Raw genomic sequence first — 17,963 nt, 5'->3', positions numbered from 1 at the left:
GCCCGTCCCGCGGCGCTCGCCGCCCTGCGCACCCGGCTCGCGGCGCTCCCCGCCGCACCGCCCTCGGGTTGAGACCGGGTCCACCCTCGGGTGGAGGCGGCACCGCCCGGGACCGGCCCGGCGGCCGACGCGGCGGCGCGGGACCGCCGCCTAGCGTCGAGGGCATGGGAACGACACCGCTGACCAGCACCCCCGCCGGGACCCCGGAGCGCCGGGCGCTCGGCGGCCTGGCGGCGGCCGCGGGTGTGGTCCTCGCCCTGAGCGCGTGCGCCGGGCCGCTCGCCGACCGCTTCTCCGGGGCCGCGGAGGACACCACCGCGACCTACTCCTCCGGGGCGGCGGCGAAGTCGGACGCCGACCTGCCGTCCTGGGTGCCCGACGACGCCGACGAGGTGCGCCTCAAGACCCGGCCCGGGGGCGACGAGCGGATCGTCACGATGCGGGCGTCGCTCGACGCGCTGCCGCCCGAGTGCGTCCCGGTGTCGGCGGAGCGTCCCCTCGCGCCGCACCCGGCCGACGGCGACCCGGCGGACTTCCGCAGCGTGTCGACGCTGCGGGCGGACTGGTGGCCCGTCGAGCAGGAGCAGGCGTCGACCGTGATGTGCGGCGCGTGGTGGGTCTCCGAGCACGAGGGCGCGCTCTACGCGTTCACGCCGGAGCGCCGCACCGTCCCGGTGGGCTGACCCGGTCCCCGGGGACCGCTCTCGGGTCCCGGCCCGGGTGCGGGTCGGTGGGGCGGGTGAGCCGGATGGGGGCCGGTCAGGCGGTGGCGGCGAGCGGGAACCGCTCCGCCGCGAGCACCGCGAGGACCACGTCGCCGGACTCCTCGTCGACCACGGCGACCGCGCGGGCCCCGCAGGCGCACAGGACCTCGACGCCGTCCGCGTCGTCGAACCAGAGGCACACGTGCCGTCCGCTGCTCATGTCTCGACGGTACGCACGGGCACCGACACGGCCACGCTCCGGCCCCCGCGTGTCGCGATCCCGCTCAGGTCCGCGCCGCCCCGGCCGATGGGAACCTGAGGACCACGGGAGGGCGGACCATGACCATCGGGAGCGTCGACGGCATCGCGGCGATCAGCCAGCGCATCGCCGCGATCCAGTCGACCATCGGGTCGCTGGCCCCCCCGAGCCGCACGACCGGCACGAGCAGCAGCGGCGTCGCGTTCGCGGACGCGCTGCAGACGGCGGTCGCGGAGTCCACCCCCACGGCGCCCGCGTCCTCGGGGCAGGTGAACGCCGACGGGGTGCCCGTCGAGCTCGCCGGGTACGGGAACGGCAAGATCCCGGCCGAGGCGCTCGCGACCGTCGACGGCACCGGGCACCGCCTGTGGGCGCCGGCGGCCGACTCGCTGACCCGGCTGCGCGCGGACGCCGCCGCGCAGGGCGTCACCATCGGCATCACGGACTCGTACCGCTCGTACGAGTCGCAGGTCGACGTGGCCGCCCGCAAGGGCCTGTACTCCCAGGGCGGCCTGGCCGCCGTGCCGGGCACCAGCGACCACGGCTGGGGCATGGCCGTGGACCTCGACCTGGACGACACCGCCCAGGCGTGGATGCGGGCCAACGGCGCCCGCTACGGGTTCGTCGAGGACACCCCGCGCGAGCCCTGGCACTGGGCGTACCAGCCCTGACCCTGACCCGCGCGGGGCAGGCTCAGCCGAGGATCGCCTTGGTGACCGCGACCTGCTCGGTCAGCACCCCGCCGATCGTCTGCTGCGTCTCGTTGATCCGCTCGACCACGCCGCCGATCTTGGCGAGCGACGTGATGACCCCGTCGACCTGCTGCTGGATGCGCTGCACCTTGTCGCCGACCTGGGTGGTGGCGTCTGCGGTCTCGCGCGCGAGCTCCTTGACCTCCCCGGCCACGACCGCGAAGCCCTTGCCCGCCTCGCCCGCGCGCGCCGCCTCGATGGTGGCGTTGAGCGCGAGCAGGTTGGTCTGCGCGGCGATGCCCTGGATGACGGTGACGACCTGCCCGATCTGCGCGCTGGACTCCCCCAGGCCCGCGACCTCGTCGTTGGCCTCCTGGGCGATGCGCTGCCCGTCGGTCGCGACGGTGGTCGCGGCGAGCACGTTGCGCTCGACCTCCTGGATCGACGTCACGAGCTCCTCGCCGGCGGTGCGCAGCCGGCCCGACGCGGCGTGCCGCTCGAGGGCCTGGCCGACCAGGAACGCGGTGTTGCGCAGCGCCTCGCGGCGGGAGTCCGCGAGCTCGAGCGTCTCGGTCGCGAAGAAGTCCATGGTCCCGGTCACCTGGCCGTCGACCAGGATCGGCAGGCAGACGCCGGACTTCACGCCGACCCGCTGCGCGGCGGGGGCCCGCACGCAGTCGGTGAGCTCGCCGAGGTCGGCGACGAACACCAGGTCACGGGCCCGCCACGCGCGACCGGCCAGGCCGACGCCCTCGCGGAACGACGCGCGCCGGGTGACCTCGCGGAACTCCTCGCCCGCGTCGCCGGACTCCTGGACGAAGTGCAGCGCGCGGTCGCCCTCGTCGATCGCCCAGTAGGACGCGTAGGCCCAGTCGAAGCCCAGCCGGATCGCCTCCAGCGCGCGGGACAGCGCCTCCGGCGCGGACGGCGCGCTGGTCACCTCGTGGATGACCCGGTTCACCGCCTCGATGTCCTGCGTGGCGTCGGCGTGCAGCTCGGCGGCGGCCACCCGCTCGATCGCCTGCGACACCAGCACACCGATGCTGCGCAGCGTCTCCAGCCGCTGCGGCGACGGGTCCAGGGTCTCGGTGGTGAAGAAGTCCATCGTGCCGGTGACGACGCCGTCCTCGGTCAGCGGGAAGCACACGCCGGACCGCACGCCGGAGCGCTGCGCGGCAGGAGCGCGGACGCAGTCGGTGAGGTCGCCCAGGTCCGCCACGAACACCAGGTCCCGCTCCCGCCACGCCCGGCCCGACAGCCCGACGCCCTCGGCGAACGAGGCGGTGCGGGTGACCTGCCGGAACTCGTCCGACGTCTCGCCGGAGTCCTGGACGAAGTGCAGCGCGTGGTCGGCGTCGACCCGCCAGTAGGACCCGTACGACCAGCCGAACCGCTCGCGCACGACCTCGAGCGCGTTGCGCACGGCGGCCTCGGAGGTGTGGGCGTCGGCGAGGGCCCGCACGACGGCCGTGACGGCGTCGATGTTGGCCCGCGACTCGGCGAGCAGGTCGGCAGGCGTCGTCGGCTGGTGGCGGTGGCGGGTGAACACGGCGCTCCTCGCGGGTCGGGGCAGGGGGTGTCCCCGCACGTCCCCCTCCGATCGGCGCGGGGGCGTGCCGCCTGAGCGAACCACACCGGCATTCCGGGGTGAATCGGACGGATCACCCATCCGGGCGCGGGCTGCGACCCGGTGTGACACCCGCTCCGTGACTGCGGGCCCAGCACCCCCGGGGATCAGCGCTCTCGGGGTCAGCGCTCCCGCGGGTCCGCGCCGTCGGGGTCGTCCACGTCCTCGGCCGCCACGACGCGGGACTGCAGGTCCCACGGCTGGAACACCCGGTCCCGACCCCGCTTGACCCGCAGCGTGCGGGGCTCGGTGTCCCGCTCCTCGACAACGACCCGGTCGACGCGGGCGGGAGCGCGCTCGACGCGCGTCTCCACCACGACGGACGCGGGATCCACCGGCGCGGGGACGGGCGCCGGGGCGGGGGTCTCCTCGGGGCGCACACGCCGCACGACGCGGACCTCCTCGACGACGGCACCTCCGGCGACTCCCCCGGCCCCCGCCGTGGTCGCCGCCCCGGTGGCCGCGTCCTCGCCCTCGACCAGCAGCACGTCGTCCAGCCGCCGGTACCGGAACTCGGCCTCGCGCCGGTTCCGCTCGATCCACATGGTCATGAGGTCGAACACCTCGGCCTCGAGGTGCACGGGGCGGCGCTGCGCCTCGCGCCGCCGGCTGACCAGCCCCGCGGCCTCCAGCACGCGCAGGTGCTTGGACACGGACTGGGTGGTGACGTCGTAGGGCTCGGCGAGCTCGCGGACGGTGAGGTCCCCGGCGGTGAGGCGCACGACGATGTCCCGGCGCAGCGGGTCCGCGAGCGCGGAGAACACCTGGGACAGCGGGTCCTGCGCGGGCACGCGGTCTCCTTCGGCGAGGGGGCGGGCGGGGCCGTGGCGTCACCCGTCCGGCGGTCCTCGCGAGGGTGGCACGCAACCGCCGAGGTGGTCAACCGGACGGTTGACCACCTCGGCGGGGGTCGCCCCCGCGGCCGGGAGCCGGGTGCGGGTGCGGGTGCGGGTGCGGGTGCGGGTGCGGGTGCGGGTGCGGGTGCGGGTGCGCAGCCCCCGGGGATCACCCCTGGCGGAGCGTCACCGCGACCACCTGGCGCCGGTGCCGGACCACGACCTGGCGGACCACCAGCAGCCCGGCGCCCCCGACCACCAGTGCGAGCGCCCACCGCGGGGCCGCCCGGCCGATGTCGGAGCCGGTCGTCGCCAGCACCCCGGAGCCGGAGCCGTCGGCGCCGTCGGCCGGGTCGTCCGGCGCGGCCAGCACACCGGAGGCGAAGTACGTCACCGGGATGCCGACGGTACCGCCGGGCGCGATCACCAGGAGGTCCGTCGTACCCGGCCCGCAGGCCGGTGCGGTGAACGTCAGCGACGTGCCGTCGGCCGCCACGGTGACGGCGCTCGGGTCGATCAGGACCCCGCAGACGAACACCGAGGTGTCACCGGGGACGAACCCGGTGCCGACCACCGTCACCGGCACCCCGCCGGCGGCTGGCAGCTCGGACGGGTCGACCCCGCCGACGGTCGGTGCGCCGGGCACCGGGGCCGCGACGGCGTCGTACTCGTAGCCGAGCGACTGCGCGTCCACCCCGTCCACCGCGACGACCAGGGGGACGATCCCCTCGGCGTGCGGCGGCGTCACCACGACGAGCGCGGTGTCGGACAGCACGGTCACGGACTGCGCCGGGACCCCGCCGAAGGTGACCGACGTGCGGCCCTGGACGAACCCGGTGCCGCCGATGGCGAGCGTCTGCCCACCGGTCGTCGGGCCGAAGCGCGGCGTGTAGTACGTGACGCTCATCGTCGGACCGGTGGCCGGGGCCACGTAGGTGTACGCGTTCGGCAGCGTGCTGGTGCCCGCGCCGTTGGTGACGGCGACCGGGACCGGTCCGGCACCGTGCGCCGGGACCACGACGACGACCTGGGTGGCCGTCGGCGTGCCGACGACGGTGGCCGGGACCCCGCCGAAGGTGACGGCGGTGGTCGTGTCGAGCCCGGTGCCGGTGATCGTCACCGTGGTGCCGCCCGCGGTCGGGCCGCTGGCGGGGATGAGCCCGGCCAGGAACGGACCGCCCGGCGGGACGTACCCGAAGCCGCCGACGCTCCAGGCGTCGGCCCCGGGGATCTCGACCTGGACGTCCGCCAGGCCGGCGGCGCCCGCGGGGCTCCGCACGGTCAGGCCCCCCGGGACGACCGTCAGGTCGGTGCCCGACACGCCGTCGAACAGCACCGCCGTGGCGGCCTCGAGACCGCTGCCGGTGAGGGTCACGAGCGTCCCTCCGGCGACGGGACCCTGAGCGGGCGACACGGTGGTGACGACCGGCTCCGCGTACGCCAGGGTGCCGACCGAGCGGACCCCCGCAGGGAACTCGAGCCACACCGCCGCCGGGCCCCCGGTCTCGCTGGGGGGCAGCGCGCCGGTGATCGTGGTCCCGTCGTCGGAGACGTCGAACCAGGTCATCGGCTGGTCCCGGACCATCACCCGGAGCACGGTGAGGAAACCGGTTCCCGTGAGCGTGAACGGTCGGTCGCCGGAGGTCGGTGCCGTCGCCGGCGACCACGACGTGATCGCGCTGTCCGACCCGTCGTCGAGGTACTCGATCTCGCCCGCGGGGACGTCGGACCCGGCCGGGAACTGGACGGCCACGGCGGCCGCTCCCGGCGCGTCCGCCCCCGGGACGGTGAACGCGATGCTCGTGCCGTCCGGGGCGACGACCACGGCGGTCGCCGGGACGCCGTCCACGGTGACGCCGGAGGCGCCGACCAGGCCGGTGCCCGTGATGGTCACCCGGGTGCCGCCCGCGAGGGGCGCGGTGTCCGGGATCAGCCCCGTGACGACCGCGTCCGAGCCGTCGGCCAGGTAGGTCAGGCCGTCGGTGACGGTGACGTCGGCGCCGGCCTGCACGAGCACCAGGTCCACCGCGCCGGGGGCGTGCGCCGGGGCGACGAACGTGAGGCTGGTGCCCGCGCCGTTCGGCGTCGCCGGGACGCTGACCCCGTCCACCAGGACCGCGGTGACCGCGCCGAGGCGGGTGCCGGTGACCGTGACGGTCTGACCGCCGGACTGGGCGACCTCGTCCGGGCTGACCGCCGTGACCGTGGACGCCACGTAGGTCACGGTGCCCGCCGGGACGGCCGGACCGGTCTCGAAGACCAGCCCGATCGGTGCCGCGCCCGGGGTCTCGGTCGCCGGGAGGGTCACCTCGATCTCGGTGTCGGAGACGATCGTGAACGCCGGCGCCGAGGCCCCGCGCACGAGCACGTCCTGCAGGTTGGTGAACCCCGAGCCGGTGATCGTCACGACCCCGCCGGCGGTGCCGACCGAGGTCGGGGCGATGCCGGTGACCTCGGACTGCGAGCCGTCGTCCAGGAACTCCAGGTCACCGGCGGGCACGGTGGTCCCGGCCGGGTACTGGATCACCACGGCCGCGGGGCCGGTGGTGGTGGACGGCGGGGCGGTGAAGGTGATGGACGTCCCGTCGGGGGCGACCACGATCGGACCGACGTCCTCGCCACCGACCGTCACCCCGGACGCGCCGGTCAGGTCGGTGCCGACGATGGTGATGGTCGTGCCGCCCGCGAGCGGCGCGGTCGTCGGGTCGAGCCCGTCCACCACGGCGTCCGCGCCGTCGGCGAGGTAGGTGATCGAGCCCGCGTCGAGCTCGCCCTCGGGGAACTCCACCACGACGGCCGCGGGACCCGCGGCACCCGCCGGGACGGTCACCGTGATCTCGGTGTCGGAGACGACCAGGAAGTCGGTCGCGTCCACACCGCCGACGGTCACGCCGGTGGCGTTCGTCAGGCCGGAGCCCGTGATCGTCAGGGTGATCCCGCCCGAGGTCGGCGACGTCTCGGGGTCGAGGTCGGTGACCTCGGACTGCGAGCCGTCGTCGGCGTAGGTCAGGTCGCCCGCGGGGACGCCCGGACCGGCCGGGTAGGTGATGACGACGGGCTCGGCGCCCGGCGTCGTGCCCGGGGGCGCGGTGAAGGAGATGGAGGTGCCGTCGGGGGCGACCACGATCGGGCCCACGTCCCCGCCGCCCACGGTCACCCCGGTGGCACCGGTCAGCCCGGTGCCGCCGATGGTGACGGTCGGACCGCCCGCGAGCGGGACGGTGTCCGGCGTGAGGCCGTCGACCACGGCGCCGGTGCCGTCCGCGAGGTACGTGAACGCCCCGGGGAGCGTGACGTCGACGCCGGGCTGCACGAGCACCAGGTCCACCGCGCCCGGCGCGTGCGCCGGGGTGGTGAACGTGACCGTGGTCGCGGTGGCGACCGCCGGGACGCTGACCCCGTCGACCAGCACCTCGGTGACGCCGCCCAGGTTCTCGCCGGTGAGCGTCACCGACGTGCCGCCCGCCGCCGGGCCCTGCGCCGGGTCCACGTCGTCGACCGTGGCCGCGACGTAGGTGAGGTCGCCCGCGGCCACCTCGCCCTCCGGGAACACGACCACCACGGGCACGGCACCCGCCGCGTCGGCGGCCGGGACGGTCACGGTGACCTCCGTGTCGGACACCACCACGACGTCGTCCGCGGTGACGCCGCCGACGGTCACGGCCGTGGCGTTGGTCAGGCCGGATCCGGTGATCGTCAGCGTGACGCCGCCGGAGGTCGGGGCCGTCGTCGGGTCGATGCCCGTGACGTCGGACTCCGAGCCGTCGTCCGCGTAGGTGAGGTCACCCGCGGGGACGGTGCCGCCGGGGTAGACGATCGCCACGGGGACCGTGCCGACCGCGGTGCCCGGGGGCGCGGTGAACGAGATGGACGTGCCGTCGGGCGCGACCTCGATCGGTCCGACGTCGGCGCCGCCCACGGTCACCCCGGTCGCGCCGGTCAGGCCGGTGCCGGAGATGACCACCGGCACGCCGCCCGCGAGGGGCACGGTGCTCGGGTCGATGCCGTCGACCACCGCGTCCGAGCCGTCGACCAGGTAGGTGAACCCGCCGGGGAGCGTGACGTCCGCGCCGGGCTGCACGAGGACCAGGTCCACGGCGCCCGGGGCGTGCGGCGGGGTGACGAAGCTCAGGCTGAGCCCGCCCGGGCCGGGCGTCGCGGGCACGCCCACGCCGTCGACCAGGACCTCCGTGACCGCCCCGAGGTTCTCGCCGGTGAGCGTCACGGTCGTGCCGCCCGCCCCGGGACCCTCGGGCGGGTCGACCTCGTCGACCGTGGTGGCCTCGTAGGTCAGGGTGCCCGCCGGGACCTCGCCCGCGGGGAACTGGAGCACGACGTCGGCGGGGCCGGCGGTGTCGCCCGGCGGGATGGTCACCGTGACGGTGCCCGCCGAGACGGCCAGGTCGGTCGCCGGGACGCCGCCCACGGTGACGCCGATGACGCCCTCGAGGTTCGTGCCCGTGATGGTGAGCGTGCCGCCGCCCGCGGTGGGGCTGGTGGTCGGCGTGAGGTCGTCCACGGTGCTCGCCGTGCCGTCGTCCACGGAGGTGAGGTCACCGGCGGGGACGCCCGGACCGGCCGGGTACTGGATGACGACGGGTGCCGTGCCGGGCGCGGTGCCCGGCGGGACGGTGAACGTGATCGTCAGGCCGTCGGGTGCCGACACCACGTCGGTCGCCGCGACGCCGTCCACGGTCACGCTGGTCGCGCCCTGCAGGCCGCTGCCGGAGATCGTGACGGTCGCGCCGCCGCCGAGCAGCACCTCCTCGGGCGCCAGGCCGTCCACGACCGCGCCGGTGCCGTCCCGCAGGTACTCGAACGCGTCAGGCAGGGTCAGGTCGGCGCCGGGCTGCACGAGCACCAGGTCGACCACGCCCGGGGCGTGCGCGGGGGCGGTGAAGGTCACGGTGGTCTCCGAGGCGGAGGTCACCGCGACGGTGGTGCCGCCGATGATGACGTCGGTGACGTTCTGCAGGCCGGTGCCGGTGAGCGTGACCGGCTGGCCACCGGCCTCCCGGCCCTCGTCCGGCAGGATGCTCGTCACCGTCGCGACCTCGTAGGTGAAGTCCGGCGCCGCGAGCTCGCCCTCGGGGAACTCGATGACGACCGGGACCGCACCGGCGGCGTCGGCGGCCGGGGTGGTGACGGTGATCTCCTCGTCGGAGACCACGGCGAACCCGGTGCCCGGGACGCCGCCGAACGTCACGCCCGTCGCGCCGGTGAACCCGGTGCCGACGATCGTGACCACGGTGCCCCCGGACGTGACGCCGGTGGGCGGCTCGAGGGACGTGACGTCGGAGCTGCTGCCGTCGGCGACGTAGGTGAGGGTGCCGGCGGCGACCTCGCCCACCGGGTACTGGATCAGCACCGGGGCGTCGCCGAGGGCCTCGCCCTCCGGCACGGTGAAGGAGATCGTGGTGCCGTCCGGGGACACCACCACGTCGGTCGCCGGGACCCCGGCCACGGTGACGCCGGTGGCGCCACCCAGGTCGGTGCCGGTGATGGTGGCGGTGATGCCGCCCGCGAGCGGGGACTCGGTCGGGGCGAGCCCGGTGACGTCCGCGTCGGTGCCGTCCGGCACGTAGGTGAACGCGCCGGGCAGGGTCACGTCGGCGCCGTCCTGCACGAGCACGACGTCCACCGGACCGGCGGCGTGCGCCGGGGTGGTGAACACCAGGGTCGTGTCGCTGGCGGCGTCGACCGCGACGGGGATCCCGTCGACCAGCACGGACTCCACCGCACCCAGGCCGGTGCCCGTGAGCGTCACCTCGGTGCCGCCCGCGACGCCGCCGGTGGCCGGGGCCACCGCGGTGACGGTCGAGGCGACGTAGGTGAGCGTGCCTGCGAGCACGGTGCCCACCCCGTCGTAGACGATGACGACCGGCTGCGCACCCGCCGTCTCCGACGGCGGGATGGTCAGCGTGATCTCCGAGTCGGACACGAGGTCGAACGGGACGGGCTCGCCGCCGATCTCGACCGCGTCCGCGCCGGTGAAGCCCGAGCCGGTGATGGTCAGCGTGCCCCCGCCGGTGCTGGGGCTGGTCGTCGGCGTCATGTCGTCGACCGTGGCGCCGGTGCCGTCCGCCTCGTAGGTGTACGCGGCGGGCTCGGTGACGTCCAGGCCCGGCAGCTGCACGGTCACGGGCACGGTCGTGCCCTCCGTGCCGGCCGGGGTCCACACGGTCACCGAGGTGCCGTCGGGCGTCGAGGTGACGCCGGCGCCGGGGACCCCGCCGAACAGGACGCCGGTGGCGCCCGCCAGGCCGGTGCCCGTGATGGTGACCTCGGTGCCACCCGCCGCGCTCCCGGTGGCCGGGGTGACGGCCGTGACGGTCGGGCCGACGTACTCGAGGCTGCCCGCGGGGACGGTGCCCTCCGGGAAGACCAGGACGACCGGGGCCGTCCCGACGGTCTCCGACGGCGGGATCACCGCGGTGACGGACAGGCCGTCGGGAGCGGCCACGACGCCGGTCGCGGCGTTGCCGCCGACGGTCAGGCCGGTGACCCCGGCCAGGCCGGTGCCCGTGACGGTGATCGTGCCGCCGCCCGCGGTGGGCGTGGTCGCCGGGGTGATCCCGGTGACGTCCGCCCCGGAGCCGTCGTCCAGGTAGGTGAAGCCGTCGGCGAGCGCGGCGTCCAGACCGGGCAGGGTCACCGCGACGTCCACGGGGCCGGGGGCACCGGCCGGGGTGGTCACCGTGATGAACAGCCCGTCGGGGTCGACCTCGACGATGGTCGCGGGGACGCCGCCGAAGGTGACCTCGGTGGCACCCGCCAGACCCGTGCCGGTCAGGGTGACGGTCTCGCCGCCCGCGGCGACGCCGCTGGCAGGGTCGAGCGTCGCGACGGTCGGCGCGGCGTAGGTGATCGCACCGGCGGGCAGCTCGCCGCCGGGGAACTGCAGCACGACGTCGGCGGGACCGGCGGTCTCGGTCGCGGGGACCGCGACGGTCACGCTGGTGCCGTCGGGGGCGACGTCGACCACGGTCGCGGGCTCGCCGCCGACGGTGACGCCCGTGACCGGGCCCAGGCCGGTGCCGGACACCGTCACGGTGCCGCCGCCGGTCGGGACGGTGGTCGGGGCGATGCCGGTGACGGTCGCGCCGGTGCCGTCCGCCAGGTACGTGAACCCGTCGGCCAGCGTCGCGTCGGTGCCCGTGAGGACGACCGTGACGGGGACCGGGCCGGGCGCGTGCGCCGGGGTGGTCACCGTGATGCCGGTGCCGCCCGGGGCGACCGCCGTGATGGTGCCGGGGACGCCGTCGAACAGGACCTGGCTGGCGCCGGTGAACCCGGTGCCGGTCAGCGTCACGGACGTCCCGCCCGCCGCGGGTCCGTCGTCGGGCGTGACCCCGGTGATGGTCGGCGGCACGTAGATCAGCGTCCCGGCGACGACGGTGCCCGCCTCGAAGGTCAGGGTCACGGTGGCGGCACCCGGGACGTCGGACGGCGGGGTGGTCGCGGTGACCGTGGTGCCGCCGGGGCCGACCACCACGTTCGCGGCCGGGATGCCGCCGATGGTGACGCCCGTGACGGCGTCGAGGCCGGTGCCGGTGATCGTGACGGTGGTGCCGCCGGTGGTCGGGACCTCGGTCGGAGTCAGGCCCGTGACCTCGGCCTCCGAGCCGTCGTCCAGGTAGGTGTAGCCGGCCGCGAGCGCCGCGTCGGCGCCGGGCAGCGTGACCAGCACGTCGGCCGGGCCGTGCGTCCCGGCGGGGACCGTGACCGTCAGGGACGTCGGGGACGACGCCGTGATGGGCGCGGCGACCCCGTCGAACGTCACGGCGGTGGCCGCGCCGAGGTTGGTGCCGGTGATCGTGACCGAGTTGCCGCCGGAGCTCACGCCCCAGTTCGGCGTCAGGGCCGTGATCGTCGGCGCGAGCAGGGTGACCGTGCCCGCCGGGACGGTGCCCGCCGGGAACTGGACCACCACGGGGCGCGGACCGCCGGTCTCGCTCGGCGGGACGGTGCCGGTGATCGTGCCGGCGGCGACGGTGACCCCGGTCAGCGGGACGCCACCGACGGTGACGCCGGTCGCCGCACCGAGGTTGGTGCCCGAGATCGTGATCGTGCCGCCGGAGGTCGGCAGCTGCGCGGGGGTCACCGAGGTGACCGTCGCGTTCGCTCCGTCGGCGAGGTACGTGTAGGTCCCCGCCGCGGGGTCGAGCCCCGGGAGCGTGACCTGGACCGGGACGGCGCCCGCCCCCTGCGCGGGCGCCGTCACCGTGATCTGGCCCGGACCGACGACGGTCAGGGCGGTGGCGGGGATCCCGCCGAACGTCACGCCGGTGGCGGCCTCGATGCCGGTACCGGTCAGCGTGACGGTGGTCCCCCCGGAGGTCGGGCCCTGCGGGGGCGCGACCGACGTCAGCGAGGGGGCCTGGTAGGTGAGGTTCCCGGCCGCGGCGGTGCCGAGCGGGAACTGCAGGACGACCGGGGCCGCGCCCGCGGTCTCGCTCGGCGGGACGGTGAACGTCAGCGACGTCCCGCCCGCACCGACGACCACGTCGCTCGCCGCCGCGCCCCGCACGGTCACGCCCGTCGCGCCGGTGAACCCGGTGCCGGTGACCGTGACGGTGGTGCCGCCCGCGGTGGGCACGGTGCCGGGGGTGAGCGTGGCGACCGTGACGCCGGTGCCGTCGCCGAGGTAGGTGAACCCGGCGGGCAGCGTGCTCGTGCCGCCCGCGTTCGTGATCGTGATCGGGACCGGCCCGGCCGCGTGCGGCGGGGTGGTCACGGTCAGCGACGTCGCGGTGCCGCCCGGCTGGATCGTCGCCGGGACGCCGTCGAAGGTCACGGCGGTGACGGTCCCCAGCCCCGTGCCGGTCAGCGTCACCGAGGTGCCGCCCGCGACCGGGCCGGAGTCGGGGGTCACGGCCGAGACCGTGGCGGTGCCCGGGGTGACGTACGCGTAGCCCGCGGTCGCGGTCGCGTCGAGACCCGGCAACGTCACCACGACGTCCACCGGACCGGCGGCGTGCGCCGGGGCGGTGACGCGGATCTGCGTGTCGGAGTCGACGACCAGGCCGGTCCCGGCGGTGCCGCCGAAGCTCACGCCGGTCGCGCCGGTGAGGCCGGTGCCGGTGATCGTCACCGGCGTGCCGCCGGTCGTCGGGCCCTGCGTCGGGTCGAGGGTCAGCGTCGGCGCGACGTAGACCAGGGCACCCGCCGTGGTCTCGCCCGCCGGGAACACGATCGTCACGGGCACGGAGCCCGCGGTCTCGGAGGCCGGGATCGTCGCGGACACCGTGGTGCCGCCCGCCCCGACGGTCGCGGGGACCGTCTGGGTGCCGATCCGCAGCGACGTCGCCCCGGTGAACCCGGACCCGGAGACGGTCAGCGTGCCGGCGCCGCGGGTCGGGCTGGTCGCCGGGGCGATGCCGGTGACGGTGACGCCCGTGCCGTCCGCCTGGTAGGTGTACGCGGCGGCGAGGCTCGCGTCCGCGCCGGGCAGCGTCACGACGACGCCGACCGGACCCGGCGCGTGCGCCGGGGTGGTCACGGTGAGGCTGGTGCCGTCCGCCGCGGCGCCCGTCACCGTCGCGGGGACGCCGCCGAAGGTGACGGCGGTCCGCGGGAACAGGCCGGTGCCGGTGAGGGTCACGGTCTGCCCGCCCGCCGCCGGTCCGGACGCCGGCGTCACCGCGGTGAGGGTCGGGGCGACGTAGGTCACGCCCGTGGTCGTGGTCCGCCTTCCCGCGGGGAACTGCAGGACGACGGGCGCCGCGCCTGCGGTCTCCGTGGCGGGGACCGTGAACGTCACCGAGGTGCCGGTCGCGACCACGTTGGTCGCGGGGACGCCGCGGACGGTGACGCCGGTGACGTTCGCGAGACCCGTGCCGGACACGGTCACGGTGGTGCCGCCCGAGGTCGGGACGGTCGCCGGGGTGGGCGTGCCGAGCGTCGCGGTCGACCCGTCGTCGGTGAACGTGAACGGCGAGGCCGCGGTGGTGGAGCCGCCGGGGTTGGTCAGCACGACGGGGAACGGCCCGGGTGCGTGCGGCGGGGTGGTCACCGTGAGCGACGTGGCCGACTGCGCGGTGATCGTGCCGGCGGTGCCGCCGAAGGTCACCGACGAGACGTTGCCGAGGTTGGTGCCGGTGATCGTCACCGAGGTGCCGCCCGCGGCCGGACCGCTGGTCGGGGTCATCGTGGCGACGGTCGGGTTCGTCGGGACGACGTAGGTGTACGCGTTGGCGGCCGTGACGTCGAGGCCGGGCAGGACCACGGCGACGGCGACCGGGCCCGCGGCGTGCGCCGGGGTGGTGACGGTGAGCGTCGTCGCGGTGCGGCCCGTGATGGTGCCCGCCGTGCCGCCGAACGTCACGCCGGTGGCCGCGGACAGCCCCGTCCCGGTGATCGTCACCGAGGTGCCGCCCGCCGTCGTGCCCTGCGGTGGCGCCACGGAGGTGATCGTCGGGGCGACGTACGTGAAGGTGCCGGCGGAGACGTTGCCGGTCGGCCGGGCGACGGTGATCGCGGCGGCGCCCGCGGTCTCGCTCGGCGGGGCGGTCACGGTCAGCGAGGTGCCGTCGGCGGGCTGGGCGGTGATGGTGGCCGCCGTGCCGCCGAAGGTGACGCCGGTGGCGTTCTGCAGGCCGTTGCCGGTGATGGTCACGGACGTGCCGCCGGACGTCGGGCCCGACGTCGGGGTGGTCGCGGTGACGGTGGCGTTCGGGGTGGTGCAGCTGGCCTGGGCGAGCTGGATGCTGCCGAGGTTCACGTTGACCGGGATACCGAGGGCGCTGGCGGAGAGGTTCAGGTCGACCACGACCGCCGCGGAGGCCGCCGTGGTGCTGGTGGTGGTGATGACCTGGCGGACGACCGCGCCCACCTGGGCGCCGACCAGACCCGCGACGTCGACGTTGATCGCGGGGACGTTCACCGCGTTGGCGTTGAGCGTCACCGCCTGGCCGAGGACCTGCAGGCCCGCGACGTTCGCGGTCGCCGTGGGCTGCGCGCCGGTGGTGCAGGTGGCCTGGGCGCTCACCACGCCGGTGCTGACGGCGTTGATGCCGAGCAGCCCGACGTTGACGCCCGCGACCTCGGACGTGGCCGAGGACCCGGCCGCCGAGCGCGTCGCCGTGGTGTTGGTGACCTGGCCGGTCGCGGACGCGGCGCCGAGGACGTTGGAGAGGTTCACCCCCAGCAGCCCGCTCTGGCTCGTCCCGCCCGCGGCGGGCGCCACCGCGGTGCCCACCGTGCCGGTGAGGCTCACCAGAGGGATGTTCACCAACGGCGGGATGCTCACCCCGGCGTTGAGGTTGATCGCGACGCTCGTCGCGCTCGCGTCACCCGGCGCGGCCTGCGCTGCCGTCGGAGCGAAGAGAATCACCCCGAACGCCAGCACGGCCGCCACCGCGGCAGCGATCGTCCTGCGGGCGCGCGCCCATGCACCAGTCATCATCCGTACCCCCGTGCGATGCGGCCAGCGCCGCTACGAATGCCTGTGGGCCGCATCACACCGGACGCTGGCAGCACAGGCCACTCAGGGCGGCGTTCACCCGGATGCGCATAAGGACGGAAATCGGACATCTCCGGACGGATCCCTCGGGAAAGCGCGCTCCGCCTCCACCCACGACTGCGCAGGTCATCGGTTATCCGGGTGCATCGGGTCACAGGTTGGTCACGATGAGCGAGTGAACCGTCCGGGGATTGCTCCGAACGGGGGACCACGCAACACCCCCGCAACGCGAGACCGGGGTCCGGACGGGGCCGGACGAGGCTGGGCGGCGCCGGACGAGGCCGGACGAGGCCGGACGAGGCCGGGCGCGGCTGGGCGCGGCTGGACGAATCAGCCGCGGGCTCACGGTGCCGTGGTGAGCACCTGCTCCGGACCCGCCACCGTCCCCGCCGCGTTGACCGCCACCACGCGGTACCGGTACGTCGTCCCCGGCACCAGCCCGGTCAGCACCGCCGTGCCCGCGCGCTCCCACGAGGCCGCAGCGAACACCTGCTCGGCCGTCCGGCCGGTCGCGCCCCACGGTGCCGTCCACTCCACCCGCACCCGGGTGTCCAGGCCCTGCGGGTGCACCCGCAGCTGCGCCGTCGCGTCGGTCCGGCCCACCCCCGTGGCCGCGAGCGCCCGCACCGTCGGCGGGCCCGGGGTGTCGAACGACCGGGTCACGGACGTGCTGCCCGCCGCCGTCGTCGCGGTCGCCGTCCACCGGTACCGCGTCGCGGGTCGCAGCCCGGTGAGGTCGTGCGCCACCGGCTGCGCCGACGTCGCCGCCGGGACCGCGCGCTCGACGCGCCCGACCTCTGGGCCGCCGTCGACCGACCACGCCAGCCGCACCGTCGCCGCGAGCCCGCGCGGGTCCACCCAGGCGCGCAGCCCCGCGGTGGTCCCGGTGACGTCCCGCTCGGCGGCCGTCACCACCGGCGGCGCGGCCGCGGACACGGTCCGCCGATCCACCGCCGTGCGTCCCGCCGCGTCCACCACCGTCAGCCGCGCCGTCGCCGCACCGCCGGCGTAGGTGTGCGCCACGGTCCCCGGCTGCCCGGTGCCGCCGCGCACGGTGCCGTCGCCCAGGTCGAGGGACCACCGGACGACGCCCGACCCGGTCGCGGCGCCACCGCCCGCGCTGCGGGACAGGTCGAACGACACCGTCAGGGGCGCCGCCCCCAGCGTCGCCGAGGGCAGCAGCGAGGCCGTCGGGCGCGCGTTCGCCACCGGCGCCGCGACGGCGCCCGCGTACGCGCCGAGCGCCGCCGGGGACCCCGCGACCGCCCACGGGCACGTCCCCGTGCCCTCGAACGACGACGCGACGTCCAGCGCGGGCCACGCACCGAGGTACGCCACCGCGTCCGCCAGCCAGGCCGCGCGCCGCCCCGGGTCGGCGGGATCCACGGCCGTGCCGAACTCCGCGAGCACCGGCACCTTCCCGCGCGCCGCCGCCCACGTCCGGAACGGCCCGACCACCTCCGCCAGCGACCGCCACGCCGCGGGCTTGCCCGGCGCGCAGCCGTACCAGTTGTACGCGTCCAGCCCCACCCGGTCGACGACGTCGTCCCCGGGGTAGAACGCGTCCGCGCCGGGCGTCGACGGCGCGGAGCCGAAGCTGCCCGGCGTGACGATCCACGTCCACCGGACGTCCGTGACCCCCGCGTCCCGGAACACCTGCACGTACCGGCGCCAGGCGGCCCGGAACTCCGCCGGGGTCCCCCAGCCCTCCGCGATGTCCGCCTCGTGGTGCAGCGTGAGGTACAGCGGCACGCCCAGCGCGGCGACGCCGGCGGCCTGCGCCCGGATCTCCGCGTCGAGGGCACCCGACGCGATGGTGGACCAGGGCACCACCGAGCCGTCCAGGCGCCGGGGCCAGATGGACAGCATCGGGGTCCGGCCGCGCTCCACCGACGCCACCACGGGCGCGACGGGCTGGACGTCGTCCCAGCGGGAGTACCAGCGGTGCACGTCCAGGCGGCGACCCAGGGCGTCCTCGAACCGACCCACCGCCGCCGCGGCGTCGGGCGCGTCACCCCGGTCCACGTGCGCACCGAGCCGGAACCCGGGGGCCTCGGTGGGCGGGGCCGTCGGGGTCGTCGGGGTCGCGGTCGGCGGGGTCGCGGTGGCCGGGAGTGCGGTGGCGGGGGGCGCGAGGGCCGAGGCGGTCGGGGCCCCGGTCGCCAGCACGGCGGCGAGGGCGACGGCTGTCGTGCGCCGGACGGTGCGCGCGCTGCGGGTGCTGCGGGTGGGCGTGGTGCGGGTCGTGCCGGGCATGAGACGGTCCCCCTGCTGACGGGCGCACCCTGGCGGCGGCCCGGTGGTCGGGCACGCGGACGTGCGACCGGGCTCCCCGGGCGCGGGCGTGCGGCCTCGCGCGGCGGGCGGAGCGGTCGACGGCG

Annotated in this window: 7 protein-coding genes and 1 pseudogene; 2 read left to right on the top strand and 6 right to left on the bottom strand. The window is 76.4% G+C overall.

Features of this window, described 5'->3' with window-relative positions; genetic code table 11:
* The first annotated feature begins 164 nt into the window (after positions 1-164).
* Complete coding sequence (locus EBM89_RS14960; RefSeq protein WP_122150306.1) at positions 165-683, top strand: hypothetical protein; 519 nt, start codon at positions 165-167, stop codon at positions 681-683.
* Between the two features lie 76 nt (positions 684-759).
* On the opposite strand, the gene EBM89_RS21340 is transcribed toward EBM89_RS14960, so the two are convergent.
* Positions 760-924, bottom strand: a complete 165-nt coding sequence (locus tag EBM89_RS21340; protein WP_158609679.1) for a hypothetical protein — start codon at positions 922-924, stop codon at positions 760-762.
* Positions 925-1,043: 119 nt separating this feature from the next.
* Between EBM89_RS21340 and EBM89_RS14955 the strand changes: the two genes are divergently transcribed.
* On the top strand, positions 1,044-1,634 hold the full coding sequence (locus tag EBM89_RS14955) for a M15 family metallopeptidase (RefSeq protein WP_122150304.1): 591 nt from the start codon (positions 1,044-1,046) through the stop codon (positions 1,632-1,634).
* 22 nt (positions 1,635-1,656) lie between these two features.
* On the opposite strand, the gene EBM89_RS22620 is transcribed toward EBM89_RS14955, so the two are convergent.
* The 5 genes and pseudogenes from EBM89_RS22620 to EBM89_RS14935 form a co-directional block, all read right to left on the bottom strand.
* The gene (locus EBM89_RS22620) at positions 1,657-2,076 is read right to left on the bottom strand and encodes a methyl-accepting chemotaxis protein (RefSeq protein ID WP_233571766.1); all 420 of its coding nucleotides are present in this window, start codon (positions 2,074-2,076) and stop codon (positions 1,657-1,659) included.
* A gap of 87 nt (positions 2,077-2,163) precedes the next feature.
* Positions 2,164-3,324 (bottom strand): annotated as a pseudogene (locus EBM89_RS22615) (GAF domain-containing protein); the annotation flags it as partial.
* 80 nt (positions 3,325-3,404) lie between these two features.
* Positions 3,405-4,073 carry an ArsR/SmtB family transcription factor gene (locus EBM89_RS22555; RefSeq protein WP_122150300.1) on the bottom strand — a complete coding sequence of 223 codons (669 nt, stop codon included), beginning with the start codon at positions 4,071-4,073 and terminating at the stop codon, positions 3,405-3,407.
* Between the two features lie 214 nt (positions 4,074-4,287).
* Positions 4,288-15,522 carry an IPT/TIG domain-containing protein gene (locus EBM89_RS14940; RefSeq protein ID WP_158609678.1) on the bottom strand — a complete coding sequence of 3,745 codons (11,235 nt, stop codon included), beginning with the start codon at positions 15,520-15,522 and terminating at the stop codon, positions 4,288-4,290.
* A 402-nt stretch (positions 15,523-15,924) separates the two neighbouring features.
* Positions 15,925-17,838: a glycosyl hydrolase gene (locus EBM89_RS14935; protein ID WP_122150296.1), complete on the bottom strand. Its 1,914-nt coding sequence runs from the start codon at positions 17,836-17,838 to the stop codon at positions 15,925-15,927.
* Positions 17,839-17,963 lie beyond the last annotated feature (125 nt).

Source organism: Cellulomonas triticagri, assembly GCF_003696205.1.
Taxonomy (GTDB): domain Bacteria; phylum Actinomycetota; class Actinomycetes; order Actinomycetales; family Cellulomonadaceae; genus Cellulomonas; species Cellulomonas triticagri.
Note: the sequence above shows the minus strand (reverse complement) of the source record. Positions and strands in the feature narration are given on the sequence as shown.

Bases quoted from the DNA above. Each gene is read 5' to 3' on its own strand.
- EBM89_RS14960 (WP_122150306.1), top strand. From the start codon at position 165: ATGGGAACGACACCGCTGACCAGCACCCCCGCCGGGACCCCGGAGCGC.
- EBM89_RS21340 (WP_158609679.1), bottom strand. From the start codon at position 924: ATGAGCAGCGGACGGCACGTGTGCCTCTGGTTCGACGACGCGGACGGC.
- EBM89_RS14955 (WP_122150304.1), top strand. From the start codon at position 1,044: ATGACCATCGGGAGCGTCGACGGCATCGCGGCGATCAGCCAGCGCATC.
- EBM89_RS14940 (WP_158609678.1), bottom strand. From the start codon at position 15,522: ATGACTGGTGCATGGGCGCGCGCCCGCAGGACGATCGCTGCCGCGGTG.
- EBM89_RS14935 (WP_122150296.1), bottom strand. From the start codon at position 17,838: ATGCCCGGCACGACCCGCACCACGCCCACCCGCAGCACCCGCAGCGCG.